Source organism: Agrobacterium sp. GW821-FHT02D03, from assembly GCF_059421725.1.
This window is the reverse complement of record NZ_JBWKVN010000002.1, coordinates 35,947-62,072: the sequence shown is the minus strand read 5'-3', so window position 1 is coordinate 62,072 and position 26,126 is coordinate 35,947. Positions and strand designations below refer to the sequence as shown.

Here is a 26,126-nt window from a genome sequence, read left to right as displayed (position 1 = left end):
GGTGACTGCTGCTTCACCGGCGAAGGAGCTGGCTTCGCTAGTGAGTGATCCGATGCGGTGGGCGTAAGAAAATCCATGGAAGGCCGGGTTGGTGGTGGTCGCTGGCGTCGCGACGGGTGGTGCAATGGATCGATTAGGAAACACCGAGTTGGTCGCGCAGCGCGCGACGCAGTTCGTCGTCTCGGTCTGCTGGAGTTTTCAAGAGACAGGTAGAACAATATGCGCCACCTTCCACCTGATAAAATCGGCAGCAGCCACCGCGCTGCAGGAAAGTTTCGCGAACCTCCTGTTGATGTTGGTCGAATTCCGCCAGCTCGAAGTAATGAAGCTCGCGATTGGCCAACGGCGAGCCAGAAACTTTGAGAATGCGCATCGCTGCTGTCTTGGCCGTTTCGACGATTTCAAACCGGCGTCCCGTGTCCAGAAAGAGGTAGGCGATCGCGTCGCCCGCTAAGCGCCAAAGTGCGGCACGTGAAAGCCCCGTCTTCGTATGGATCTGCTCGACAACGGGACGAAAATGCTTCTCAAGCTCGGTTCTGAGCCTCTCGCCATCAATATCCTTGTCCAACTGACCGTACCAAAAGAGCGATTCGACGAACTGAACGTGGGCACGTCGAGCACGGTATATCTTTCCTTCATGCAGCTTTTCGGTCGTATAAAAACGAAGTCCAACCGATGCGGGCGAGAGGCCGGGAATGAGGCCAAAGCCGGTAAACAGCGGAACGGTTGCAGCGGCCAGGATGTAGCTGTAATCGTTCATCATCAGCGCCCCGGCTGTCTTGAGATCGACGCCTGCATATCGCGATTGTTCGAAAAGGATAAACTCCTCGATGGCTGTTTGGTCGGAGAAAAATGTTTGGGCGCTGATCCATTCGGCACTTTCCGGTCCGATCTCTGCGCGGACCTCAGGAAGATATGCCGCTTGCGCAGCAAGCGCACGCTGAAGGAATGCTTCCTTCGTGCCGGGAGTCGACGACCATGTGGTGGCCTTTGACGGTACACAACGGTCTGCCATCAGGAGAATGTTTCCTTTCGTCCCAGCAACCAGAGAAAATAAGGTCCTCCGATCGGCGCGGCGAAGAGGTCAAGCAGCTTCTTGTAACAACAGAAAACGATCCGCACTCGCCTGAGCACTGAGACCATGACGCCGGATCCGCGGTAACGAAAACGCAGTACTCCCACGCCAGAGAAATCTTCGAGTCTGTTTTCCATCCGCTGCTGGTTGTGCTCCAGGATAAAACTTGTGTCTCAGTATCAAGTTCTCGATTTGGCAGCAATCTCCAATCCGCGAGAGTGGGCGACCCATTCTCCTTTAGGTCCGGGTTGAAGCGGGTCACCGTGCTCTAGAAATTAGTGGAACAAGACTTCCCGCAATCGAGATAAGAGCCTGACGGAGGACACAAATCTGTCCATAGACGCAATTGTTGTTGAACTGCCAGCTTCAGTTCTGACGCGTCGAAACCTGTTCGCAATTGTCCTAAACAAGTTCGTTCATATCCAAGCATGTCCTTGAAGATGATATAAAGATGATGAAAATACTCCTGTTTAAATGCTTCGGAACAGACCGGCGTTTGAGACGCTGAAAAACTTCAATGGTCTGCGGTGTTCCTGGCTCATTAATGCGGTTCTTGCATGGCCCAAATCGACGACGCGATCTCCGGTGACGCTACCCCGACCTCTGCTTTCGAGCGGCGGTTAATGGTTGTGCTGGGAGGGCTTTACCTTGCTCAGGGGATACCGACCTATCTGCTTCTCGTGGCATTGCCGCCGATTATGCGTGAAAGTGGGGCATCGCGCACGGCTATCGGGCTGTTCTCGCTGTTGATGTTGCCGCTCATCTTGAAGTTTGCGGTTGCGCCGTTTGTAGATCGGTGGTCTCCGTTTCCTAAGCTCGGCCATCGCCGCGGCTGGGTGGTCCCAACACAGCTTCTCGTCAGCGCGGGGATTGCTTCGATGGCGCTGGTAGAGCCTAGCGACGCTGCCGTTCTGTTCGCAATCTGCATATCGATTACGCTTGTGTCCTCCGTGCAGGACATTGCAACGGACGGTTACGCTGTCAGACGGCTGACGGACAGGAACCGCTCGATGGGTAACGCGGTCCAGGCGGGTGCTGTTGCGCTCGGCGTTATCATCGGCGGCACAGCGGCGCTCGTAGTCTTTCATGTTGCGGGATGGCGCACGATGATCCTGCTGGTCGCCGCGCTATCGTTGTTGCCGCTGCTGGCCGCCATGGCGATGCAGCCCGAAGCGCCCGCGGCGAAAGAGAAAAGGCGCGCCAGCCTAGCCGGGTTCTTTCGTCGCCCTAATGCCTGGTTGATCCTTGGTTTCGCGCTGACATACCGGGCGAGTGAAGGTCTCGTTCGCGGTATGGAAGGCACCTATCTGGTTGACAGCAAGGTTCCGACCGACTGGATCGGTTACCTTTCCGGTGGAGCGGCAGCCACTGCGGGCCTCATTGGCGTAGCGATCGCTGCTTTCATCATCCGCAAGTTTGGCCTGACAGCAACACTTATCCTGCTTGGCGGCCTCAGAAGCCTTTGCTTCCTCGCCTTTGCCCTGAACGCATTCGGCATGTGGCCCGGTATGTGGGTCGCAATGTCGGCCTCGGCATTCCAGACGCTGATCCGTTACATGGAGCTGGTGGCCATCTATTCCTTCTTCATGAAGAACTCATCGGATGATCAACCGGGAACGGATTTCACCATTCTCACCTGCGCTGAGCTGATCGTTTACATGGCGGGGGCGTCTGCAGCTGGCTTTATCGCCGACCGGATGGGTTACTCGGCTCTATTCTCGATGGCAACGGTGTTGTCGCTTGCGGGAATGGGACTATCGGTCTGGTTCCTTCGAAAGCTCGGGCGCTGTCCGAGGGCACCTGTCACGGCAGGTGCCTGATACGGACGCGAATCCACAACAATTCCATTGGAGTTGATATAATGGACCCGTTCCCACGGCACGATAACGATTTTTACCTCAAGCGTCAGGCACGTCGTGAATCCAACGCACGCAGCTATCCGCGACGGTTTCCCCTTGCGCTGAAATCAGCCTCAGGGTGCCTTGTCACTGATGTGGAAGGACGCACCTATCTCGATTGCCTCGCCGGTGCCGGGACGCTTGCGCTTGGACACAACCATCCTGAAGTCATTGCCAGCCTCCAGGATGTGCTGGCCTCTGGCCTGCCGTTACACACACTCGATCTTGTGACCCCTATCAAAGACAAGTTCGTTTCCGATATTTTCGAAACCTTGCCCTCCGGCCTTCGAGAGCAGGCGAAAATCCAGTTCTGCTCACCGAGCGGAACGGATGCGGTGGAGGCGGCGATCAAACTTGCCAAGACCGCCACGGGGCGCACGGACGTGATAGCGTTCCGTGGCGCCTATCACGGTATGTCTCAAGGGTCGTTGTCTTTGATGGGATCTCTCGGACCAAAGGCCGCCATCGGCCAACTGGTGCCGGGAACGCACTTCTTTCCCTACCCCTATGCCTACCGATGCCCCTTCGGACGTGGCGGCGATGAGACCGCCACGCTTGCGGCAGACTACTTCGAAAAGGCGCTACGCGACCCCGAAGGTGGTATAAATCTTCCTGCGGCGGTTATTCTCGAGGCTGTTCAGGGCGAGGGTGGTGTTATCCCGGCGCCTGCCGAATGGCTGCGCAAGATCCGTGCTGTGACAAGCGAACTCGGCATTCCGCTCATACTTGATGAAGTACAGAGCGGCGTCGGGCGCACCGGGACATTCTACGCATTCCAGAAAGCGGGCATCGTGCCCGATGTCATCGTCCTGTCCAAGGCGATTGGCGGCGGTCTGCCGATGTCGGTCATGATTTATCGCGAAGGGCTCGATGTGTGGAAGCCGGGCGCGCATGCCGGAACATTCCGGGGCAATCAGCTGGCCATGGCAGCCGGATCAAAAACCCTAGAAATCATCAAGCGCGATGGGCTCGTCGAACGCGCAGCGATTGCAGGTCGCAGGCTGCGGGCAAATCTGGAGCGCATCCAGAGCCATACGTCCTATATTGGCGAGGTCCGTGGAGAAGGCCTGATGCTTGGCGTGGAGGTAATCGACCCCACCCGCAAAGGGGACAGCTTCGGCCATCCACCCCATGGCGGCGATATTGCCAAAGCGATCCAGAGCAGCGCATTCCGCGAGGGTTTGATCCTGGAAACCGGCGGTCGTCATGGCAGCGTTTTGAGGTTGCTCCCTCCCTTGACGATTTCCGACGCACAGATCGATCAGGCCTCCAACATCCTCTCCGACGCCTTCCTGCGCCTTGGACGCAACGCGGCATGAATGTCACCTTGTTGCATAGCAAGCAGATCGAGATGGCGGACGACGCCTTGTCCGCTGCGATCCTTGGCCCGGGGGGCGCAGCACGTGCGGCCTATGGTCAGGCGATGATGGCTGCGGTGGCGATGATCAACGAAAACGCGGTCCGGACCGAAATTCACTCCGGTGTCGATTCTGATGAGATGCGCGGCTTCCTGGCGACGCTTGATGTCTGCCCGGAGCAGGGAACCGGCGTCTTCGCAGCGCTGGAGGAAGTCGGCGTTCCTGCGGTTCGGCATGCGCTGGACGTTGGTAATCCTGCGACCATGGCGCATCTTCATTGCCCGGTGGCTGTACCGGCGCTTGCAGCGGAAGTGCTGATTTCCGCCACCAACCAGTCGCTCGATTCCTGGGACCAGTCACCGTTCGCGACGTTGGTCGAGGAACGGGTGCTCTCATGGCTGACAGGCTTTACCGGAATGCCGGACACGGCGAGCGGTAGTTTCACCAGTGGCGGCAGTCAGTCGAATATGACGGCCCTTTACCTTGCTGCAGAGAGACAGGGGCTGGCAGCGCGAGGCAACGGCGTCATCTTTACCTCTGAACAGTCGCATTTCAGTATCCAGAAAAGTGCGTCTCTCCTCGGTTTCGCCAAAGACGCCGTCGTGACAATTGCAACGGATGACGCGGGCCGCATGTCCGTGCCTGACTTGCAAGGCGCAATCGTTGACGCGGTGGCGAAGGGTCGGCCGACGGTTGCGATCGTGGCAACCGCTGGCACGACGGACCTCGGCGCCATCGATCCACTGGCGGGCATCGCCTATCTGGCGAAGATGCACGGGGTGTGGCTGCATGTGGATGCGGCCTATGGCGGCGGCCTGTTGTTTTCAAAGCATCGTCACCGTCTGCGTGGAATAGAGCAGGCAGATTCTATAGCCCTTGATTTTCACAAGATGCTGTTCCAGCCGATCAGCTGTGGCGCTTTGCTTCTTCGTGATCGTAGGCACTTCTCACCGCTTGCGATGAAGGCGGATTATCTCAATCCGGAAGTCTCGATCTTCGGTGATGTACCCAACTACGTGGAATCGTCGATCCAGACGACGCGACGCAGTGACGCGCTGAAGGTGCTGATGACGTTGCGCTCAATCGGCGGTGATGGCCTCGACGCACTGATCTCCAAGACGCTCGATAACGCTAGGGCGGCGGCTGGGGCTGTGCGCAAGCGTGATTACCTGCATCTCGCCCAACTTCCGGAGTTGTCGACCGTCCTGTTTCGCTATGTTTCGCCACAGGGGCCAGAACGATCTGACGAACTGACGCTCGCCATTCGCGCAGAACTCTTCCGAAGCGGTATTGCCGCTCTAGCAACCACCGTCCTTGGCGGACGGCTCCACTTTAAACTGACGCTTCTCAACCCCCATTCCACACCCGACGTCATTGACCGTGTGCTGGACGCGGTTGGAGAGATGGCGCGTCAACTGGAGAACGACCATGTACGCTCGTAAAGCTGCAACGCTTGCACTTCGATCGCTGCTCAATTGCGTAGCCCGCGAATATGCGGAGCTATGTGCGTGGGGGCACGATTCAGCCAAGCAAAAACTGACGCTGAATTTTCCCGAAAATGGCGGCAGCCTGAGAGTGCCGGTGCTGTATCGGTCCGCAACCGGGCATCATCTTTTCGGTGAGCCCTTGGTGCTGAGCGATGGAGCCGGTACCAACACGGTCAGCCCGGAAAGTGCGATCGACATCATCATCCAGCGCATTGAGGCGACAGCGTCCGATGATGGCCGCAAGGACCTGCAAGCCCGTGCTCATTCGAGCCGTCTCTTGGTCGAGGCGGCCCTTCAGGCCCGCGAGAACGATCTTCCGACGCTGGTTGGCGAGAAAGTTTCATTCATTGAAGCGGAGCAAGGGCTGATTGCAGGTCATGGTATACACCCTTGCCCAAAAAGTCGGGAGGGCATGACGGAAGAAGAGGGCAAACGGTACTCGCCGGAATTTGCCGCAAGCTTCCCGCTGCGCTGGTTCGCCGTTTCGCGCGAGGTCTATCACACGGGCCACTCGGAAGGTTCTCCCGCTGCCGAGCAGTGGCTTGATGCCGTGGAAAGCGAAAGCTTGGATACCCTTCGCAAGGGCCTCCCCGACAGCGACTTCGCCTTCCTGCCGGTACACCCTTGGCAGGCGGACGTCATGCTGAAGCAGGCGGATGTTGCGAGCCTGGTTGCCGCCGGGAAAATCGTGGATTGCGGAGAGGTAGGCAAGCCTTGGTTTCCCACATCCTCTGTGCGTACGCTTTACCGGCCAGATGCACCCTTTATGCTGAAGCTCTCACTCGGTATCGGCATCACGAATTCTGTTCGCATCAATCTCGCCCGCGAACTTTTGCGGGGCGATGACATGTATCGCTTCCGGGCAAGTGATTTATGGCACAAGCTTGAACAGCAATATGTCGGCCTGAACCTTATGCCAGACCCGGCCTATATGGGAGTTTCAGTCAATGGCAACGTGATTGACGGTCTTTCCGTAACAATGCGCGAGAACCCTTTTCATGGTCCTGACGCCGATCGCAATGTCACGCTTCTGGCTTCCCTCTGCGAGCATCTGCCGGAGCGTGGCAGCAGGCTAGGGGCGTTGATCAGGAGGCAGGCCGACATAGAGGGACGCTCGGTCGACGCCGTGGCCGCAGACTGGTTCTCACGGTTCCTTACAGTGTTGATGACCCCAGTATTTGCTCTCTATCTGCGGCACGGCATTGCAATGGAGGCGCACCAGCAGAATATCCTGATCGAACTCGCTGATGGTTATCCGGTCGCCGCCTTCTATCGTGACAACCAGGGCTTCTTCCACCACGAGCGCGGTCATCCGGCGTTGAATAAAGCGATCCCGGGGATCGGTATCCGAAGCGAATCCGTTTTCGGTGAAGAGCCAGTGGACGAGCGAATCCTCTATTACGCCTTCATCAATTCTATTCTTGGGATGATCGGCGCGTTGGGCCGGGAGGGTCTGATAGCGGAAGAGGTATTGATTTCGCAGTTGCGGGCAGCACTCATCAAACTGAATGCAGAGGAGGGCGGGGAATCGCATTTGGTAGAGAAGGTGCTCGCACCCGTTCTACGGTGCAAGGCTAACCTCAAGACGCGACTGGCGCAGATGGATGAGTTGGTCGGTCCGCTGGAGACGCAATCGGTTTATCTTCAAATCGACAATCCCTTGTTCCAGAGCGCGCGGGCCCAAGCCCATGGATAACCTGACCATTGGCGCCGGTTTTGCCTATTCCCGTTATGATCCGGACATCGGCAAGACAATCAGTTTCCGGCTGCTGGACAAGGGGCGTGACCTCGATCTCCTGTGGCGCTGGATGAACCAGCCCCATGTCGTACCGCAATGGAAGATGGCAAAGCCGAAAGAGCATATCGCTGCCTATATCGACGCCAATCTGGCTGACCCGCATCAGGATCCATATATCGGTTTCATCGATGGTGCGCCCATGAGCTACTGGGAGGCCTATTGGGCGAAGGACGATATTCTTGGCCGCCATTATCCCGCCGCCGACAAGGATCGCGGCTGGCATATGCTGGTGGGGGAGCCGTCGTTCTTTGGCAGAGGAATCGCTCCGGCGGTGATAAGGGCGTTTACCCGCTTCCTTTTCCTCGATGACCCCGCCACGGAAAAGGTGGTGGGTGAACCGAGTGTCGAGGCGCGCCGTCTGCTGCGTTATGCGCCGGTCTGCGCCTTTGAGGAGCAGGGGGAAATCGACCTGCCGGACAAACGCGCGAAATTGATGTTCTGCCATCGACAGCGCTTCATCGAACAATTTGGACTTTGACCATGACCACACTCGATCTTGCCGGGATCGGTATCGGACCGTTCAATCTTGGCCTCGCCTCCCTTCTGTCCTCCCACCCCCAGGTGTCAGCGGCCTTCCTTGAGCGTAAACCTGGTTTTCGTTGGCATGACGGCTTGATCTTGCCGGGAACGACGCTGCAGGTGCCGTTTCTTGCTGACCTCGTTTCAATGGCTGACCCGACGCATCGCCTGAGCTTCCTCAATTATCTGGCTGCTCATGACCGTCTCTACAAATTCTACTTCTATGAGAATTTCCTGATCCCCCGACAGGAGTATGACGATTATTGCCGTTGGGCCTCGCAGCAGCTCGATAGCTGCCGGTTCGGCGAAAGCGTCGTGGATGTGGAGCACGATGCTGCGACCGACACTTTCGTGACCAAAACCTCCTCTGCAAGCGGCGCCACACGCAGCTATCGCAGCCGGAATATTGCGGTAGGGATCGGAACGTCGCCCTACCTGCCGAAATGGCAGTGCCTGCAAACCAACGCCCCGGTTTTCCATTCCGCTGAATTTGCCAAGCGGAGGGCGGAATTGACGAAAGCCCGTCGTGTCACGGTGATAGGGTCCGGCCAGAGTGCCGCTGAATGTGTATTGGCGCTCTTCAGCGAATTGACGCCACAAAAGGTGGCGGCAGGTGCATCCATTCGCTGGATCACGCGCTCCGCGGGCTTCTTCCCAATGGAATATTCAAAACTCGGTTTGGAATACTTCACGCCCGATTATATGCGCGAATTCCACAAGCTGCCGCTCGAGAAACGGCGGCAGACCGTTGCCGATCAGGGATTGCTCTACAAGGGAATCAGTTTTTCGACTATCGGGGATATTTTCGATCTGCTCTACGAGCGATCAATCGGCGGTCGTGACCCGGGGCTGACATTGGCACCCAACTGCGACGTGACCGATGTCCAGTCAAGCGGGTTTACCGGCGGACTGAAAATCGGTCTTCGGCACAATCTCTCTGGTCAGCAAAGCACCGTCGAGGCTGACGCGGTGATCTCGGCTACGGGCTATCGCCATGCGTGGCCACAATGGCTCGACACGTTGAAGGAGCAGATACTGGAAACGTGCGACCGTGGCGATTTGATCGTTGACGCAGACTTCCGCGCCAGACGTCGCGACGGCGGCGCGGGCGCGATCTTCGTGCAAAATGCCGAAACCTTCCAGCACGGCGTCGGCGCGCCAGACCTTGGTCTGGGTGCTTTCCGCAACGCTGTCATCATCAATCAGTTGCTTAAGACAGAATACTACCGGGTCAACGCGCGATCTGCCTTCCAGGATTTTGGAATTCCGCAAGACCACGCACCGTCCTCAACATTCGCAGGAGATGTCTATGCCCGCGCCGTCTGAAAAGCTTTATGAGCCCGCCTTTGCGCCAGCCCTCTGGAAAGAAACGTCCCGCCGGCTGCTGGCAAAGGTGATCGAAGAGTTCGCCTATGAGCGTGTTTTCCCGGTAACGTCAGAAAAGCCGGGCCATTACCGGATCGACTTTTCGACGGCGTCGTACAGTTTCAGGGCCAGGAAATACGTATTTGATAATCTCTCGGTCGAGCCTGAGAGTATCGTCAGGCACGTCGACCACGTCAGCACGCCGGTTCACGATCCGCTGGCCTTCTGCGCGGAAATCCTGCCGGAGCTTGGCGTCAAGCCGATGACAGTTGCGCACTTCATCCGGGAACTTGGCAACACTCTTGTCTCAGATGCTCACACCGCCGCGAGAGCTGACAAAACCGGTGCGGAGCTTGCCGAACTCGACGATATCCAAATGGAAGGCGAGATGACCGGGCACCCGTGGGTCACGGTGAGTAAAGGGCGTATCGGCCTTGGTTACACGGATTACCTCGCCTACACACCGGAAAATCGATCAGCATTGAAGGTTGTCTGGATCGGGGTCAGTCGCGAGCGGGCGTCGTTCGTTGGTGAAGCGGGACTGACGAATGAACGACTGGTCACCGAGGCTCTTGGCGAGCGGCTCTATACGTCATTTGTCGGCAAGCTGAATTCCGCTGGCTGCTCTGCTGAAACACACCACATCATGCCCGTTCACCCCTGGCAGTGGGACCACATGATTGCGCCACACTTTGCCGCGGACATTTCTTCAGGGCATATCGTTTTCCTGGGTGAGGGCGAAGACCTGTATCTTCCACAGCAATCTGTCCGCACCCTCTCCAATGTGAGCAAACCTTCAAAGTCGACGCTGAAACTGTGCATGACGATCCTGAACACCGCAGTGTATCGCGGCATTCCCGGTAAGCGGGCGCTCACGGCGGCGCCGTTCACCGGCTGGCTGGACGAACTTGTAGAAAGTGACACCTTCCTTTCGAACGAGTGCGAGTTGGCCCTTCTGGGAGAGCGAGCGGGCATGCACTATGAGCATCCACAGTTCTCAACAATCGCAGGTGCGCCCTACCAGTTCAACGAGATGCTTGGATGCCTGTGGCGCGATAGCCTCGGAGGACATCTGAAGCCCGGCGAAACCGGCATGCCGCTTGCTGCATTTATGCATGCCGGTAGCGATGGCAAGCCCGTGGTGCAGGCGCTGGCCGAAAAAGCAGGTGTCAGCGTCGAAGGTTGGCTGGCGCGTTTCTTTGATGTCGTCCTGCCTCCCGTCTATCACCTTCTCGCCCGTCACGGGCTGGCCTTTTCCGCCCACGGGCAGAATGCGACGGTGATCCTGAAAGACGGTTTACCGGTGCGGTTGGCGCTGCGCGACTTCATCGACGATGTGATCGTCTGCGACCTCAATTTCCCGGAGAGCGAAAGCCTGCCAGAAGAGGTTAAGGATGTGCTGTTGCGCCTGCCTGCAGATTTCCTGATGCACTTCATCCAGACGACGCTGTTCATTTGCGTTTTCCGTTACATGTCCGTGCTGCTGGACAAGCGGTCGGGCGTGTCAGAGGCCGCTTTCTGGGCTTTGGCAGGGGAGAGCATTCGACGCTATCAGGCTCGCTTTCCCGACATGGCTGAGCGATTTGCGATCTTCGATCTTTTCGCGGACGAATATCCCCGCCTTTGCCTTAACCGCGTGCGGCTATTCACGCACGGTTATGCTGACGATGACGAGCGACCGGTACCGGATTTCCAGGGCATGGTCGACAATCCCCTCGTCCACTTCGACCGGAAGAGAGATGCGGCTTGAGAAGCCGCGCCATCTCCACTGATCATTTGCATCGGCGATGATCAAGGGATTTGCGCCGACATTCGGCGCAAATCCGTCGGGCGTATACCGTAGCGGCTGCGGAATGTGCGGTTGAAATAGGACAGATCGTTGAAGCCGACGCTGTAAACGATCTGGCTGATCGGCGTTGCGGCGTGGTCGGCAAGAATAAGGTTCTTGGCCAGCACTAGCCGCCTTTCCAGAACGTAGCGTGAAAAGGTTGTTCCCGCCCGGCTGAAAAGCTTCTGGATCGCCCGCGGTGTAATCCCTTCAGCCTGTGCCACATCGGCGATGGAAAACGAGCCATCGGCCAGATTTTCCTCGATCATCGCCTTGATCGCCTCAAGACGACTTTGCAAGACCGCTGAAGGGGTACCTTTGGCGACGTATTGCGCCAGCACGGGAAGCAAGGAGTAAAAGTGCGCCACCATCATGCTGGCATGCTCTTTGTCCTGATGGTCCTGACGCAGCAGGTAACCCGCATAGTTGGTGAGGAGCTGCAACGGCAGGCATTCCGCTGAAAAAGGCTGCAACAAAATCTGCTCGAGGGACTCTCGTGCGAGCGTGATAGCGGCGTGAGGAAGATGGGCGCAGTCGAGGCGCCCGCCCTCGGGCAGAACGATTTCCGACATCGTGTCGGAGGGAATGAGGATCACGTCGCGCGGCGCCATCTCGAAGCTTTGCTTTCGATGATGGACCAGCAGCGGCCCGTCCGCTGCCCTCAGTATCACAATATCCGGCGTACTGACGCCGTGCGCTGTCAGTCGCAGCGACGTTCTCGGCATATAGACGGTGGCTAGCGACAGGTTTTTATGTTTCCAGACGAGGCCGGTCACGCCCGACAGATCACCGTCCTCAACGCTGATCGTTGCTTCTCCCAGCATATCCAGAAGGATCGTTCGGCACATGAGCCTGCTTTCTGAATCAGGCAGGGACAGGGTTCCAAGTTTCAAGGGTCGGATCACTTCCATGAAAAATCAAACCTTTGTTTTCTGTTGATGTTCGCTTCTATCCAAGTCGGGTTCGTCATCATCCAAGCCCGGCTGCTTCCTAGCGCATAAAACATGATAAAAATAGTCTTGTATTTACCGGTTGGGCGAACCGGGAGATTTTTTGCGCATTGGGGGCGACATGATCAGAAAATGGAATGTCGGCGTTAGTCTTATGACTATCGCCGTTGCGGTAGGTGGCCATAACGTCGCGCAGGCACAGAACGCGCAGTCCAGCAGTGGCCCGACCGTGCTGGAGCCGATTGTGATAACCGGCAGCCGTATTCCCCAGGAGATATCTCGAACAGCGCGAACGATCTATGTCGTTGATGCGGAGGCCATCGAGGCCGAAGCCCGGTCCGGCAAGTCGCTTCAGCAGATTCTTGCTGAGAAAGTTCCCAGCTTCGATCCGGCCAGCGAAGGCGCGCGCACGGCTTACGGCCAGAATTTGCGGGGACGCACGGCACTTATTCTCATCGATGGTGTTTCGATGAACTCGGCGCGCGGGCTCAGCCGTCAGTTTGATTCCATCGATCCGTTCAACATCGAGCGCGTCGAGGTTTTGTCCGGCGCGACAGCCATCTACGGCGGCAATGCCACAGGCGGCGTCATCAACATCATCACGAAGAAGGGCAAGGATGCGCCGGAAGGTTTGCATGGCGAAGTAACAGCTGGCCTTGGCAGCGGCTTTGGCCGCACCCGCGACATTGACCGCAATGGTGCGGGCGCCGTGACCTATAACAGCGAAAACTGGGACGCACGTTTCGCTATTGCCGGAAACCAGACCGGAGCCTTTTACGATGGGTCCGGCACGATGCTGACGCCTGATATCACCCAGACCTCGACCGCCTTCAACAAGCGCATCGATTTTATGGGATCTGTCGGCGTGCAGATCGATGACAACAGGCGCTTCGAGTTATCGGGCCAATTCTACGACAGTGCGCAGGACTCTCCTTTTGGACTTTATCTCGGAGCTGGACTCGCGGGTATAAGAGATCCAAATTTGGTCGAAACCCGCGATGGCTACCGGTCGGATTTCAATCCTCGCACACGCCGCACCATGGTGAACGCGACCTACACCGACGATGATTTTCTGGGGCAGGAACTCCTTCTGCAGGGCAGCTTCCGCAGAGAGGAAATTCGCTTTCATCCATTCCCAGGTAGTGCGATTGTCTCACCCTTCGTTTACTTCGGCGGTAGCTCCCAAGACACTGATTATTACAGCTTGAAGGCGTCGATGATTTCGGAGCCACTGGACGGATTGAAAGTTACCTATGGCATCGATGCAGACCGAGATTCTCTTACGTCCAAGCAAAATGTCTTCGATTTTCTGACTGTCGCCACAACGGGGGCAATGGACTTCAAGACGCGTGGCATTACCGGCCTGTATCCCGATATCGATGTCTCTACCCTAGCCGGCTTCATTCAGGGATCCTATGAGGCGACGGACCGACTGACGGTCAACGGTGGTGTACGTTATCAATATGTCACAACCGAAGTTTCGAGCTTTGCCGGTGCGGCGCAGCAGGTTGCCGTTCTGAACGGAGTCGGATCCTCTATCGACAGCATCCCTGGCGGCGACGTCAGCTATGATGCTGCCCTGTTTAATGCAGGCGTGACATATGAACTGACCGACACCCAGCAAGTCTATGCCAATTTCAGCCAGGGTTTCGAGCTTCCCGACCCGGCAAAATATTATGGGGTCGGAAACTACAGCCTTGTCGGTGGGCGTTACGTTCTTCTGAACAGCGTTAATGTCGCGGACTCCGCACTTCAGGCGATCAAGACGGATTCCTTTGAACTCGGCTACCGCTTCAATGACGATACTTACAGCTTCGAGACGGCGGCCTATTATTCGCTCTCCGACCGGTCTATCGAATTGGACCGTACAACTCTGGCCGTGGATGTCGTTGATCGTGAACGACGCGTTTATGGCATTGAGGCGAGCGCCAGCGCAAAGCTGGACTATGGTTTCGATGTCGGCAGCTCGGCGCATTGGGTGAAGTCCGAGATCAAGTCAGATGGCGGCTGGGAAAAGGAAAGCATCGGCACGGCCAGTGTTTCCAAACTCGGCGGATACGTCGGCTGGACGAAGGATAACTTCAACGTCAAGCTTGCCGGACAACATGTTTTCAACCTCAGTGATGATGATAACCGCAAGATTGATGGCTACACCCTTTTTGATCTGACCGGTGCCTATCGTTTTGAAGCGCAGGACACGACTTTGCGGTTCGGTGTGATGAACCTGTTCGACAAGGAATACACGACCATTTGGGGCGCACGCGCCAACGCTCTTTACGGGGCTCTGGCAAATCAGGCTGTGTTCGATTACAAGGGTCGCGGACGCACGTTCGCCGTTTCGCTGACGAAAGTTTTCTGATGGATCATCAGGGCGATATGCGGCAGGAAATGGCTATCGCTGCCGCACCCTACTCGCTGGCGGGAACGTCCGCGCCTGACCTCTATCGCGCCTTCAATCTCGATCGAAGCGGCCCGGTCCAGGTTCGTCGCGAAGGCGGGCAGCTCCTGGTTTCTGACGCGGAGGGGATGACGGCGGCCTTCCATTTATCCACGGAAGGCGCTGGTGGAAAGATTGAGATTGCCGACATGTCCACCCTACCGGCACGTCGCTGGCGTCTTGCAGCCGCAGCTTTCGAATACTTGTTTTCCAAGTTACCAGCCCTTCGATCTTTGACCCTGTCTGGCGATCGTTGGGTGGAGCTGGAAGACGATTTCACGGCCTATGGGATGTACACGCATTTGGTACCCAACTCCGTCCAGCCCGCCGTGTCGGCAGACATGTTCTGGCAGACCCCCGGTCTGTGGCGCGCGCCTTATGGCGGCATTTTTCCTCGTCGCGACGTCTACGACGGCAGGGTGTCACATCCCTTGCGTGCGCCAAAACCGGTGGGGACGGTTTATGCCCGTTTCATCCCCTGGCTCGGCGGCGTCCTCTCTCTGGATGTGGCGACCTTGAACGACCTGCCAGATGTGCATCGCTGGATGAACAGCCCTCGGGTGGACAAGTTCTGGCACGAGGCAGGAGATCTAGACAAGCACAGGCGATATCTGAACGGCATGTTCGCCGACGCGCATATCATGCCGCTGATAGGCCGCTTCGATGGCAGAGCATTTTCCTATTTCGAGGTTTACTGGGCAAAGGAAGATGTTGTCGGCACCTTTTGCGATGCGGGCGACTATGACCGTGGTTGCCACGTGATCGTGGGTGACGAGGCATGCCGTGGCCGCGATTGGTTCACGGCCTGGCTGCCTTCGCTTCTACATTACATGTTTCTTGATGATCCGCGCACCGAGCGCATCGTGCAGGAGCCGAGCAGCGACCATGAGCGGCAACTGAGAAATCTGCAGAAGTCCGGCTTTTCCCATATCAAAAGCGTCGATCTGCCGACGAAGCGCGCTGCCATCATGACGATAAGCAGGCAGCGATTCTTTTCAGACCATTTATGGCAGCCGGCTCCGTAATGGCTGAAATGTGGATTGGGTAGGGGAGAATGTCTGCTCGGGCCTCGACCTGGAGCATTTGATGTGGAAGGCTGAGCCTATAGCGCTACTGCTCTCACCCGCTTGGGCACAGTAAGGTGATCTCCGATTTTGGGCCAGCGTGAGCTGAAATTTTACGGGGTTTTGGCCCAGGTCGGTGGGGGTGCCAATGAGCCGTTCATCAGCGAAATCGGAACCTTATTACCAATTGCGCTATGTGGCGATGTGACTCGTGGCTTTAGGATCCAGCGCGGTTCAAAGCGCCTGCTCGGTATCATGTTGTAGATTGCTTTTGAACCGAACGCGTTTTCAAGGCAAGCCTGATGAAGCATTTCGCTCTTCTTGCGGTCGGCGGGACCTGTTGCTGATGATAACGATGTGATGTATCGGGTTCGCCTGGAAGACCCAGATTCCCGCACTCTATGGCCGTTGCGCCTCACACACATTAAGGACGGACTCCATGACCCAGAATGCGATCGTATGGGGTATCGCGGGGCTGACAGCGGCTGGCGTGATCACCAGGCCGTTCCGTTGGCCGGAGGCCGTTTGGGCGGTTCTGGGTGCCGTTCTCCTTCTCCTGTTCCAACTCATCGGGCCTGCCGATGCGCTCGCAGGTGTTGCTAAAGGGATTGACGTCTATCTCTTCTTGATCGGCATGATGCTTTTGTCCGAGTTAGCTCGCAAAGAGGGCCTTTTCGACTGGATTGCAGCGATTGCGACCTCCTATGCCAAGGGTTCGCCGAAGCGTCTCTTTGTGCTCGTCTATATGGTCGGCCTTGTCGTGACGGTGTTTTTGTCGAACGACGCGACTGCGGTCGTGCTGACGCCAGCCGTCTATGCAGCCTGCCGTGCGAGCCGGGTTCGCGATCCGATGCCTTACCTCCTGATCTGCGCCTTTATTGCCAATGCTGCGAGCTTTGTGTTGCCGATCTCGAATCCTGCCAATCTCGTGATCTTCGCTGGCGGCGAAATGCCGCCTCTGTCGCGCTGGTTGGCAACGTTCTTGCTGCCATCGGTCGTTTCCATCATCGTAACATTCATATGCCTCTATTGGACGCAAAGGCGCGCCTTGTCGGAAGAGAGTCTCGCTGCCGCTGCGGACCGACCAGTCCTTAGCCGTAGCGCCAGCCTCGCAGGATGGGGCATCATGATCACCGCAATCGTCCTGATCGTTGCATCTGCCCTGCATGCTGACCTCGGCGTTCCTACCTTCGTTGCCGGGATGATCACGACTATCCTCGTTCTCTTGCTGACACGGCAGAGCCCCATGGAGACGATAAGGGGTATCAGTTGGAGCGTCCTGCCGTTGGTGGCAGGCTTGTTCGTCATCGTCGAAGCGCTTGACCGCACGGGTGTGACGACCAGTCTGGCCAATCAATTGGCGTCTTTGGCTTCGGTGTCTGATGGTTATGCCGTTGGCGTGGCCGGAACGTTTGTCGCTGTCATCTGTAATCTCGTCAACAATCTGCCAGCCGGCTTGCTCGCCGGAAGTGTGGTTCAGGCAGCGCACGTCTCGGACAAGGTCGCAGGCGCGATTTTGATCGGCGTTGATCTCGGTCCCAACCTCTCTGTCACAGGCTCACTGGCGACAATCCTGTGGCTGTCGGCGCTTCGTCGTGAAGGTCTCGATATCAGCAGCTGGAAATTTCTGAAGCTCGGTGTGGTCGTGATGTTCCCGGCACTCATTATGTCGCTGGCGTCGCTCGTTCTGCTTTGACGCGCGGATGGCAAGAAGTCGGGTTGGCGTTTCTACGGCACCCTCGGTGTTCTAATCGTTCTAATCGTCCGGGTGTGGATTTCACTCGTTATCTGATGGTTGGCGCTGAAATCGATGCCGAGCTTGAGCATCAAACGTGAAAGGATCCAACGACTGGCGTGCCCAAGCCCACGCTAGAGCGTGGCGCGTTCGTTGCTGATACAGCTAATGAAGAAGGCTAGCGACGGCAGTCGGTGCTTCACTAAAACAAATTTTGCAACGAGCCTAGAACAGCGTCGTGCGCAGGCGCGCAGCTGGCCTTTGGTGCTACGATACGTGCTCCGGCGGCATACACGCGATTACGAACCGCGTGCAGCGGTTGGATTAGGCACCAATCGACCAGGAACGGGTGGCCCCGACAAGGTTGACGGGGCCATTTCTCTTTCACAGAACAGTAACGTTTTCGGCCTTCGACTTGCCGGTCTTGCGATCCTGGCCGACATCGTAGCTAACCTTCTGACCGTCGGTCAGAGCGCCGCCGAAGCTGACCGCGGAGATGTGAACGAAGACGTCTGGGCCGCCGTTGTCTGGTGTGATGAAGCCAAAGCCCTTATCCTGTGCGAAAAATTTAACTGTGCCGGTTGCCATGATGTCCTCGTATGTTGATCACGAGGTTATCGCAATATCGCCTATCAGGCTGAACTTCAAGTTTTTCCGGGTTATGTTGGAATCGTGAGATCCGCGCAACCACAGCCTCAGTAGAAGTTCGATGAGACACCCATCGCCTCGTGTGGAGAAAAACTGCCAAGGTGGACAGAGTAAATCGTCGACGGGTCGAGTATGAATCGACCCAGTCCGTTCGGTCGCAGGATTTAAAGCTTCCTACGGATCTCTCAGGTTAGCTGAAGAAACCGTCAAATTTTCCCTTTGAAAATTTCTTGAAAATCGCCTTTCCTTGAGGCCAAAGAGGAATTTGAGCGCCTGTTTGCAGGTCGGCCAGCGCTGGACTTTGATAATGTTGTTGATCTTTCACGTACTCAGAGTTTGCGCCAAAAGGTCTCGCGTCCAAAAAACGAAAGTGACGACTAAGCAATCCGACTTGGGTTTTATGTCGGGAATATATCCAACTGCTCATTAGAGGGTGGGCCGAGAATAGCTTGGGCGTCTTTCTTGTTGAGCGGTTGGCAAAGCAAGAACGTGGTCCTCGTGATTTTGAAAAGCGCTGGTGGTGCTGAAGCAGCCTTGAAGCGTGAACCGAATACGCCCTGAACCCACTGCTACTGGTTTCCCCGCATTTCGGCGGCTGCCTATGGCCCTTTCCTTGGGTGTAGATTTTCGGTGACTGGCATTCCAATATTCTGAGGTTCGCCGATTGGCGAAGATGGAACTAGGAACGGCAAACGTGGTTAGTGTCGTCCACTCGGAGATAAAGTTATGAAGATTTTGAGCGCGGTGATCTGCCTAGTATCTGTCGGCATTCTAAGCGGTTGCGTAGATGATCACGGCTACCGTGGGACCGGGTATTCTGCGGGCATGGGCCATAACCGGTCATGCGGCAACGGTGAGAATGACATATCCCACCCCTATGCCGGGATTTGCGACTGGCGCCGCGAAAACGGTCGGGACTGGGCTGACAGCGGAGCGAATAATAATATCTACCGGCGCAATCGGTGACGTCAGATGTGGAGTTTTCCCGAAGAAAATTCGTCAATGATCTCACGCAGACGTGTGTGGGCCGTCGCGTTCAGCGCGCCACAACATGGCATGGTCTACTTACCAGTCGATCCCAACACTGTGAGTTGAATCTCCTCCGTCCACAGGGAGTGATTCGGATGGAGCAATTTCTTTGTGCGATGTTCCGAATGAGCGGTTTGGTAGGGTCTGGTGCCAACGCCATACCCACGGCGCGATCGATGCCACAACTTGCTTGCATTCTGTGCTGTTTAAGCGAAGATAGCGTTCAGTCCGACTAAAAGGAACGCATAGGGAGCGTGCGCTGTTGCGACTTGGCAGCTCAGAACGAAGGCGCATTTCGGCAATGTTCGCCCAACGGCTTCGCGAGCAGCAGGCGCCGAGTACGCAGCGCTTGCAAGTGGCCGGTCAACATCCTCTGGCTGCTTTAACAACTCATGGTGGTATCTACCGCTCAAAGCTAGCTGGCAGAGCGAAGGCGACTTTCTATCAACAGCCCACTCTCATCTAAGATCGGATGCGCGGTAGCCACGATATGAGCGTTGATACGCTTTAGGTCGCGCAGGATATCGAGGTGCAATGAGCTCGTTCGCATGCTTTCGGCGCGACCATCGCGCAGACGGGCGAGATGTTTGGCTGCCGACTGCTTTTCCATTTTACGAACTTCCACCTTCAGCTCCATCATTCGACGTGCAAGGTTAAAGTCCCTCGTGACAAAAATTGTCTGGGCAATACGTATATTTTCTTGTGTCAGTTCGAAGAACGTTTTGACCTCTGCGTGTCCCTCCTCCGAGAACTGGAGACCCTGCGTTCCTTTCTTGGCAATTTCCGGTAACAAGCTCTTTTCCAGGATGTCGCCGATATGCTCGAGGTTGATTGCATAATCGATGATGGCCGCCGAACGCCCACCATCTTCCATGTTCAAGCCAGCACGTCCAAGCTTTGAGAGATACAGCTTTACCTCTTGTTGCAGTAGGTCGACCCGTCCTTCAAGAAGCGAGACCTCTTGTAAACGTGATGGATTGTAGCGGTCGAACGAATCTGCAGTTCTTACTAACATGCGCTCTACCAGATCGCCGATACCCAGCACTTCACGAGTGGCGCTGGCGAGCGCGACGACCGGTGTCGAGAGTTCTTGTTCATCGAGGTACTTCGGACCGAACTCTGCGGCTGCATCGTCGGCGATTAAGGACTTCACGATCCCCGAGACCGCGCGCGAAAAGGGCCACGCCAAGGCGGCCAGAAACACGTTGAACGCGAGATGAGCGTCGACGGGAAGCTTGGCTGGCGTCAATGGCAATATGGTCAACAACCCAGCGCCATAGTCTGCGAGTGGGAGGACCAGCACGCAACCAGCGCCTCTGACGATGAGGTTGCCGAGCGTGACACGCTTGACCGAAGCGGGACCCGACAAAGATGCCAGCACGGGAGGAACAGCGCCACCGAGATTGGCTCCGAGTACCAGGACAATGATGAGGCCGGTGGACAGCACGCCGGCTGACGCGAGCGAAAGGATTAACACGACCGCCGCCAGGCTCGAGGACGACACAAACGCAATCATCGCTGAAAAAATGAGAGCGACCGGCCAAGCATTGTCCAACAAAGCGACGAAAGCCATGAGGGCCGGGGAACTGCGCATGGGTTCCGTGGCTGCACTCAAAAGATGGAGCGAGAGCAACATCAGCCCAATACCGACAAGCGCTTTACCGCCGCCCTGACGCGCAGATGATGAGCCACTAAGGAGTATCACACCGACTAAAACAGCCAGAGGGGAAAGCCATTCCAGTCCCGCCGCGACGATCCAGGCGGTAATGGCAGTTCCCACATTGGCTCCAAGGAGAACGATTTGAGCCATCCGCGGTTTAATAAGTTCTCGTTCAACAAACGACGCGGTCATGAGCGCGGTGGCTGTCGAACTTTGCAGAGCAATCGTTGCAATCAATCCGGAGAAAAATGAGCGCGGTCCGTTGCTGGTCCCGGTCGCTAGACCAATTTTGAGTTTCGCACCGAAAGCTTGTGATACACCGTCTTTGACTTGCGCGAGCCCCAAGAGCAGCAACGCGACAGCACCCAGCAAATTGATCATGACGACCGTGGAACTCAAGTCTTTCTCCTTTTTGCTGCCATTACGATCCTATTCCCATTCGACTATGCGCGTGCCCGCTCCAATGACACCTTCAGCACAGTCAGAAATGTCTTGATAAAGGATGCGGCCGAAGCATTTTCTTTTGGGTCGGATGAACCTGAAAATTCCTTTTGGTGAACGACCAGCGCCTTATAAATCGACAGGTTTTCCGCGCGAATGAAGGGAAGGGCAAGTTCCTGCGCCTGGCGCAACGCGTACCAATCGGTGACGAAATGCAGCAACGATAATGACGCGGCGCTCTCCGGATCAACACCAGCGGACTGTGCAATTTTGACCAGCACAGATGAAGGCAGGTCAAGCTGCGTGAGCAGACGACCAAGTGTCGAACCGGAAAACATCTCAACCATGTCTCTGGGCCATTCACGGGGGAAAAACCGATGAGTGACGAGCGCTTCCTGGTGAGCGTAGAGGAAGTCACCGTATGATTTCGCGCTAAACGCAGAATGGTTGGGCTCTCCCTTCCGTTCGCACTCGCGATGGTAGAGACGCATTAGACGACGATCAATCGGCAGGTTGCCCAGACTGATGGTCTCGATATTGGTTTCGTTGGTCGATCCGTGCACGATCCGGAATGCAGGCGGAAACGCGACCAGGGAAGGGACAGCAACGTTGGTCAAGGTCGTGTTGCCGACGGTTCGCCTGGTCGATCCGTTGACGTGGATATGGCCGCTAAAGTGCTGTGTCATGCCGGCCTGCATGAGAGCAGTAGCCACGCCGTCCTGCGGAGTGCGGTTGGCGACGTTCGTTTGTCCGAAAAGGGCTTGTTCACTCGCCAGATTGTCTGCGAACACGTCCACGACGGGATAATGCGAAAAGCATAAAAGCGTTTTCCCCAGAGCGCCCGCACGCCGGTGAACGTCTGCAATCCACGAAATCAAATAAGGGCGTTGCTTGACGACGGCATTCCAGCCTGCACCAGTACTGTCAATAAAGTCGCTTTCCAGATCAATGCCAGTCGCTCTGTCTGACGGTTGGTACACGTTGGCGTCGATCATCAAAAGCCAAAGGCCATCTTCTGGTTCAACGAGATAGGAAGCATCTATCAACAACGCCTCGTTCGTCCCGTCAGCGGACGCTAATCGGTATTGGCGGTCCTCGAACGTGTCAGACGTCCCAAAAGGTGTTTCCCAGTGAAGGTAATCCGCCTGGCGCGTCAGACCATGCTCTACGAGAGGTTCCAGTGCATCGGGGTAGCCGGCGCAGTACATTGTCTCTGAGCAAAGCGCCACGACATTTGAAGGCTTAATATTGGGATCGCTGGTGATAACGACGGCGTCCCCATCCGGGGTCAGGAATTGCTTCGTCTGGTGTCGACCCCTCAGCGCATAGCCGTCGTGGTTGCCCGGTAAGACATAAAAGGAGAGCGAAAACGTCTCAGCATAACATTTCAAGAGGGAGGCAACCGCCTGTACCGTTGCTTTCTGTCCGTCATCACTATAGTCGCCGAGAAGGACGACATGTCTGATGCCACGACCGGCGATCGCATCAAGAGCAGCCGGAAAAGCCGCGAAGCTTTCGTTAAACACACGCGTAGAGCAGCGTGTCTCTGACCAGCTTCTGGCTGTCAGCCCGTCACCGGACACAGGTTCCTGCTGCCCGAAACTGCCTTCGAGGTCATGATAGTGTGCATCAGCGATGACGGCGACAGGGGTATGACTATGCAATTGCTTCACGCAATTTGGTTTTTTCGATCATATCAATCCAGTCTGATGCGAGACGAGCAGCATTATAAAGCATGGGTTTGGGCGCCTCGAACCATTCGTCCGGTCGCAAGAGGCGCTTTTCCCTGACATGGGCGATCGCCGCCTCGAGAGTTGGAAAACGGTCGGGTTGCTGTTTGTGGATGTAGAGACCCACAAGTGATACCGAGCGACTGCGACCGCTGCGACAATTGACCAGGACATTTCCTCCATCTTCGAATGGATAGGTCGCACGCTTGGGCATGGTCTGATGCAGCGCGCCATGGAGAATATAATATCCGCCCACCATCATTGTGTCCGGGCTGCCACCGCCATCGATCATTCCGACCTTGTAATAGCGGATGGGAGCGTAGCCTGTTGCACTAAGCTCCCCGTCCTCAGCATTGGCAGGGTCTCGTACGAAGTTGATATCCAGATTGACGGCGCAGTTGACGACTATGCCGATACCGTGAGCTTTCAGAAGCCCAAGGTCTCGCGCGCCTTCCAGACCGCCGATGTACAGCTTGGAATCATGCGGTCCGAGCCCTTGCGTAATCAGGCTGATGGGCGGTCGTTCGTAAAAGGGTGCATCCATATGCAGCACTCGATCCATTTTCAGGCGCAATGAAAGACAGCGCCAATCTCTATTATAGAAGCCTCGAAGCTGGGCGGCGCATATGTGACATAAGCGAGCAGCCAGCGCGGCAAGAGCTAAGCAGCATTCTCTTGTCGGATTGGGCCGCCTGTGGTCTGTAGAAGCTGCCCCGATCGACTATCGAAGATCATGATGTGCTCGGCGTCCAGTTCAAGCCAGACCTTTCGGCTTGGCCAGCGCTCAACGAACCGAGGAATAAGCACAGTCACCGCATTGCCTTGCGATGTGAGGGACAGGATCGTCTGCGATCCGGTTGGTTGAACGACATCGACCTCTGCGGGCAAACTATTCGCGACAGGTGCATCATGAAGCGTAAGCCGCTCCGGCCGGATCGCAAGTCGCATCGGTCCTGAGGACTGCGGCAGGGCGTGCGGCAGGTTTATCTCGATTTCACCGATGTGCAGGACGCTACGGCTGTCGCGCTGTTCCAAACTCGCGTCAAACAGGTTGATGCGCGGATCACCGATGAACTCAGCGACGAACAGGTTGCTTGGCTGGTGGTAGATCTCATAGGGGCTGCCCATCTGCTGAATCACGCCATCCTTCATCACGACGATGATGTCAGACATGGTCAGGGCTTCGACCTGGTCGTGGGTGACGTAGATCGTCGTCGCACCGAGGTCTCGGGACAACCGCTTCAGTTCCGTGCGCATTTCCGTGCGTAGCACCGCATCGAGATTGGAAAGCGGCTCGTCCATCAACAGAATTGAATTTCTAGCGGCGATCAATCGAGCGACCGCTACGCGTTGCTGTTGGCCTCCCGACAGTTCCGAGGGAAACCGATCCTGATACCCCTCGAGCTGTACTTTCTTGAGCGCTTCGCCGAGCCGCTCCTGGATTTCGTCCTTCGGCTTTCGCGCCTGCTGTAGAGCGAGCGTGATGTTGCGATCAACCTTCATATTAGGCCATAGAGCGTAGCTCTGGAAAATGAAACCAAGACCGCGTTTTTCCGGTGGTACGAAATGGCTGTTGCGACCAGAAAATACCGACTTTCCGGACAATGTAAGTTCCCCATCCGAGGGCTGTTCGAGCCCGGCGATAATCCTGAGCGTCGTCGTCTTGCCGCAGCCCGACGGACCCAGAAGAGTGACGAATTTCCCCTTGGGAATATTCAGGTCAAGCGGCGGAATGGCGAGGTGTGCACCATAGGATTTGGTGATGCCTTTGAGAGATACTTCGTTCATGACTTCCTCCGGAGATCGTAAGCACCGACCGGCATGCGCTGGAGCGCCGGTCGGCTGAGTAAGGTTCTTACTGGCTCGTCTCAACGACCCAGAAGTCGTTGACCGCAGCAACGTTGTCACGCTGGAACTCGGCGGATCCGAAGATCTTCTTTGCCTCCGGCCACTTCTCTCCACCCTTGGGTAGCGGCACGTCTGTGCGAGGCGAGAACGTGCCGACCTTGAAATAGGCGGCCATGCCTTGAAGCAATTTCAGGCTCTCACCCTCACGGTAAGGTTTTTCGACCTTGGTGTCTGGCGTAAGGTCCTTCGAACCCATCTGGAACGCGATAAAAAGTTTCGCGGCGTTGGGATGCGGAGCCTGCCCGGCTATGGATGTATAAGTCGAATAGGCGAACACACCTGCAGGATCGATATCGTAGAGGATAGCGTTGGCGTAATCGTCGCTGCCATTTTTGTTTATGTAGTGCATGCTGGAGAACGTAATGGGCGGGTTATTTTGCCCTTTAAGTCCCGAGGCGGTCGCGAGCTTAGAACCGGAATCGTAAATAACGAGATCGTTCTTCAGCAGGCGATGCAAGAACTCGTAGCCGGCGTTTTCGATACCATCCGACAGCTCGATTGGCTTGCCCGCATACGTCTCGTAGGCCTTCGCAAAGCTATCGGAGTGCTCCACGATTGAAGCAAGCAATGCCAGTGATGTCAGCGATCCTAGGGGGCTCTTCATTGCGAAGCGCTTTTTCCAATCTGGTTCTGTCAATTGCCAGACGTTCTTGACAGGCGGACCGTCCTTATAAGCGTCGGCATTGTACATCAGGACGGTCGCTTCGATGACCTGCGTCAGGAGTGGTTCACGAAGCTCCTCCGGGATCTTGTCTGTCAGGTACCGCGGTACATAATTGACGATACGTTTGTTGGGGAGAAGGTCGAAGATCATTTGAGCCGTGCCCGCAGTGTTCACCACATCGACGTTGAAGATGCCCGCTTGTTGTTCTCGGACAACCTTTTCAATCGTCTTCTCCGAACCAAGATCATAGGCGTTTACCTTGATCTTCGGGTAGAGCTTCATGAAGTCTTCGGCGAGTGCGCTGACGCTGGATGACGATGAGTAGATCGTCACTTCACCTTCTTCATTCGCCTTGCGGGTGATCTCGTCCCAGTTCTCTTCCGGAGGCTGGTTGGCTCCCAGTTCTGATGTTTTAATCCATGTCTCGAACGCGTCCTGCGCCAACGCCGCAGAGCCTATCATCCAGCCCAAGGTGGCGATTGCTGCGCCCTTCATTAAAGTCTTCATAGTCTTCCTCCTCTTTCGGGTTGCC

Annotated in this window: 19 protein-coding genes; 10 read left to right on the top strand and 9 right to left on the bottom strand. The window is 56.3% G+C overall.

Annotated elements, in window-relative coordinates:
- Positions 1–133: 133 nt before the first annotated feature.
- Positions 134–1,015, bottom strand: a complete 882-nt coding sequence (locus AC07U5_RS13825; protein ID WP_494723339.1) for a (2Fe-2S)-binding protein — start codon at positions 1,013–1,015, stop codon at positions 134–136.
- A 617-nt stretch (positions 1,016–1,632) separates the two neighbouring features.
- On the opposite strand from AC07U5_RS13825, the gene AC07U5_RS13820 reads away from it, so the two are divergent.
- Genes AC07U5_RS13820 through AC07U5_RS13810 form a run of 3 tightly spaced genes read left to right on the top strand, consistent with a single transcriptional unit; the run spans position 1,633 to position 5,773 of the window.
- Positions 1,633–2,895 (top strand): RhtX/FptX family siderophore transporter, encoded by a 1,263-nt coding sequence (locus AC07U5_RS13820; RefSeq protein WP_062423780.1) that lies wholly within the window; start codon positions 1,633–1,635, stop codon positions 2,893–2,895.
- Positions 2,896–2,936: 41 nt separating this feature from the next.
- Positions 2,937–4,292 carry a diaminobutyrate--2-oxoglutarate transaminase gene (gene rhbA, locus AC07U5_RS13815; protein ID WP_062423781.1) on the top strand — a complete coding sequence of 452 codons (1,356 nt, stop codon included), beginning with the start codon at positions 2,937–2,939 and terminating at the stop codon, positions 4,290–4,292.
- An 8-nt stretch (positions 4,293–4,300) separates the two neighbouring features.
- Positions 4,301–5,773 (top strand): pyridoxal phosphate-dependent decarboxylase family protein, encoded by a 1,473-nt coding sequence (locus AC07U5_RS13810; protein WP_494723338.1) that lies wholly within the window; start codon positions 4,301–4,303, stop codon positions 5,771–5,773.
- A gap of 79 nt (positions 5,774–5,852) precedes the next feature.
- On the opposite strand, the gene AC07U5_RS13805 is transcribed toward AC07U5_RS13810, so the two are convergent.
- Entirely contained in the window at positions 5,853–6,083 is a 231-nt protein-coding gene (locus tag AC07U5_RS13805; RefSeq protein ID WP_494723337.1) for a hypothetical protein, read from the bottom strand.
- A gap of 12 nt (positions 6,084–6,095) precedes the next feature.
- On the opposite strand from AC07U5_RS13805, the gene AC07U5_RS13800 reads away from it, so the two are divergent.
- From AC07U5_RS13800 to AC07U5_RS13785, 4 genes are read left to right on the top strand one after another with little or no spacing between them, the layout of a single operon-like run.
- The gene (locus tag AC07U5_RS13800) at positions 6,096–7,514 is read left to right on the top strand and encodes an IucA/IucC family protein (RefSeq protein WP_494723336.1); all 1,419 of its coding nucleotides are present in this window, start codon (positions 6,096–6,098) and stop codon (positions 7,512–7,514) included.
- Complete coding sequence (rhbD, locus tag AC07U5_RS13795) at positions 7,507–8,094, top strand: rhizobactin siderophore biosynthesis protein RhbD (protein ID WP_113178920.1); 588 nt, start codon at positions 7,507–7,509, stop codon at positions 8,092–8,094. The genes AC07U5_RS13800 and rhbD overlap by 8 nt, the downstream gene beginning before the upstream one ends.
- A 2-nt stretch (positions 8,095–8,096) precedes the next feature.
- Positions 8,097–9,461: a rhizobactin siderophore biosynthesis protein RhbE gene (gene rhbE / locus AC07U5_RS13790; protein ID WP_494723335.1), complete on the top strand. Its 1,365-nt coding sequence runs from the start codon at positions 8,097–8,099 to the stop codon at positions 9,459–9,461.
- Positions 9,445–11,250 (top strand): IucA/IucC family protein, encoded by a 1,806-nt coding sequence (locus AC07U5_RS13785; protein WP_494723334.1) that lies wholly within the window; start codon positions 9,445–9,447, stop codon positions 11,248–11,250. The genes rhbE and AC07U5_RS13785 overlap by 17 nt, the downstream gene beginning before the upstream one ends.
- 41 nt (positions 11,251–11,291) lie before the next feature.
- On the opposite strand, the gene rhrA is transcribed toward AC07U5_RS13785, so the two are convergent.
- Positions 11,292–12,239 (bottom strand): rhizobactin biosynthesis transcriptional regulator RhrA, encoded by a 948-nt coding sequence (gene rhrA, locus AC07U5_RS13780; protein ID WP_494723333.1) that lies wholly within the window; start codon positions 12,237–12,239, stop codon positions 11,292–11,294.
- Positions 12,240–12,399: 160 nt separating this feature from the next.
- On the opposite strand from rhrA, the gene rhtA reads away from it, so the two are divergent.
- The 3 genes from rhtA (at position 12,400) to AC07U5_RS13765 (ending at position 17,475) form a co-directional block, all read left to right on the top strand.
- On the top strand, positions 12,400–14,637 hold the full coding sequence (gene rhtA / locus AC07U5_RS13775) for a TonB-dependent siderophore receptor RhtA (protein WP_494723332.1): 2,238 nt from the start codon (positions 12,400–12,402) through the stop codon (positions 14,635–14,637).
- Entirely contained in the window at positions 14,637–15,740 is a 1,104-nt protein-coding gene (locus AC07U5_RS13770; protein WP_494723331.1) for a GNAT family N-acetyltransferase, read from the top strand. Before rhtA ends, AC07U5_RS13770 begins: the two co-directional genes overlap by 1 nt.
- Positions 15,741–16,218: 478 nt before the next feature.
- Complete coding sequence (locus tag AC07U5_RS13765; RefSeq protein ID WP_494723330.1) at positions 16,219–17,475, top strand: arsenic transporter; 1,257 nt, start codon at positions 16,219–16,221, stop codon at positions 17,473–17,475.
- Between the two features lie 423 nt (positions 17,476–17,898).
- On the opposite strand, the gene AC07U5_RS13760 is transcribed toward AC07U5_RS13765, so the two are convergent.
- The 6 genes from AC07U5_RS13760 to AC07U5_RS13735 all read right to left on the bottom strand — a co-directional run bounded on the left by AC07U5_RS13760 (position 17,899) and on the right by AC07U5_RS13735 (position 26,101).
- The gene (locus AC07U5_RS13760; protein WP_062426870.1) at positions 17,899–18,102 is read right to left on the bottom strand and encodes a cold-shock protein; all 204 of its coding nucleotides are present in this window, start codon (positions 18,100–18,102) and stop codon (positions 17,899–17,901) included.
- 1,504 nt (positions 18,103–19,606) lie between these two features.
- A complete protein-coding gene (locus AC07U5_RS13755; protein ID WP_494723329.1) occupies positions 19,607–21,250 on the bottom strand; it encodes a Na/Pi cotransporter family protein in 1,644 nt (547 codons plus the stop codon).
- 44 nt (positions 21,251–21,294) lie between these two features.
- Entirely contained in the window at positions 21,295–22,965 is a 1,671-nt protein-coding gene (locus AC07U5_RS13750) for a metallophosphoesterase family protein (RefSeq protein WP_494723328.1), read from the bottom strand.
- Positions 22,949–23,566 (bottom strand): dual specificity protein phosphatase family protein, encoded by a 618-nt coding sequence (locus AC07U5_RS13745; protein WP_062442669.1) that lies wholly within the window; start codon positions 23,564–23,566, stop codon positions 22,949–22,951. The genes AC07U5_RS13750 and AC07U5_RS13745 overlap by 17 nt, the downstream gene beginning before the upstream one ends.
- A gap of 116 nt (positions 23,567–23,682) precedes the next feature.
- The gene (locus AC07U5_RS13740; protein ID WP_494723327.1) at positions 23,683–24,810 is read right to left on the bottom strand and encodes an ABC transporter ATP-binding protein; all 1,128 of its coding nucleotides are present in this window, start codon (positions 24,808–24,810) and stop codon (positions 23,683–23,685) included.
- Positions 24,811–24,877: 67 nt separating this feature from the next.
- Positions 24,878–26,101, bottom strand: a complete 1,224-nt coding sequence (locus AC07U5_RS13735; protein WP_062426874.1) for an ABC transporter substrate-binding protein — start codon at positions 26,099–26,101, stop codon at positions 24,878–24,880.
- Between the last annotated feature and the right edge of the window lie 25 nt (positions 26,102–26,126).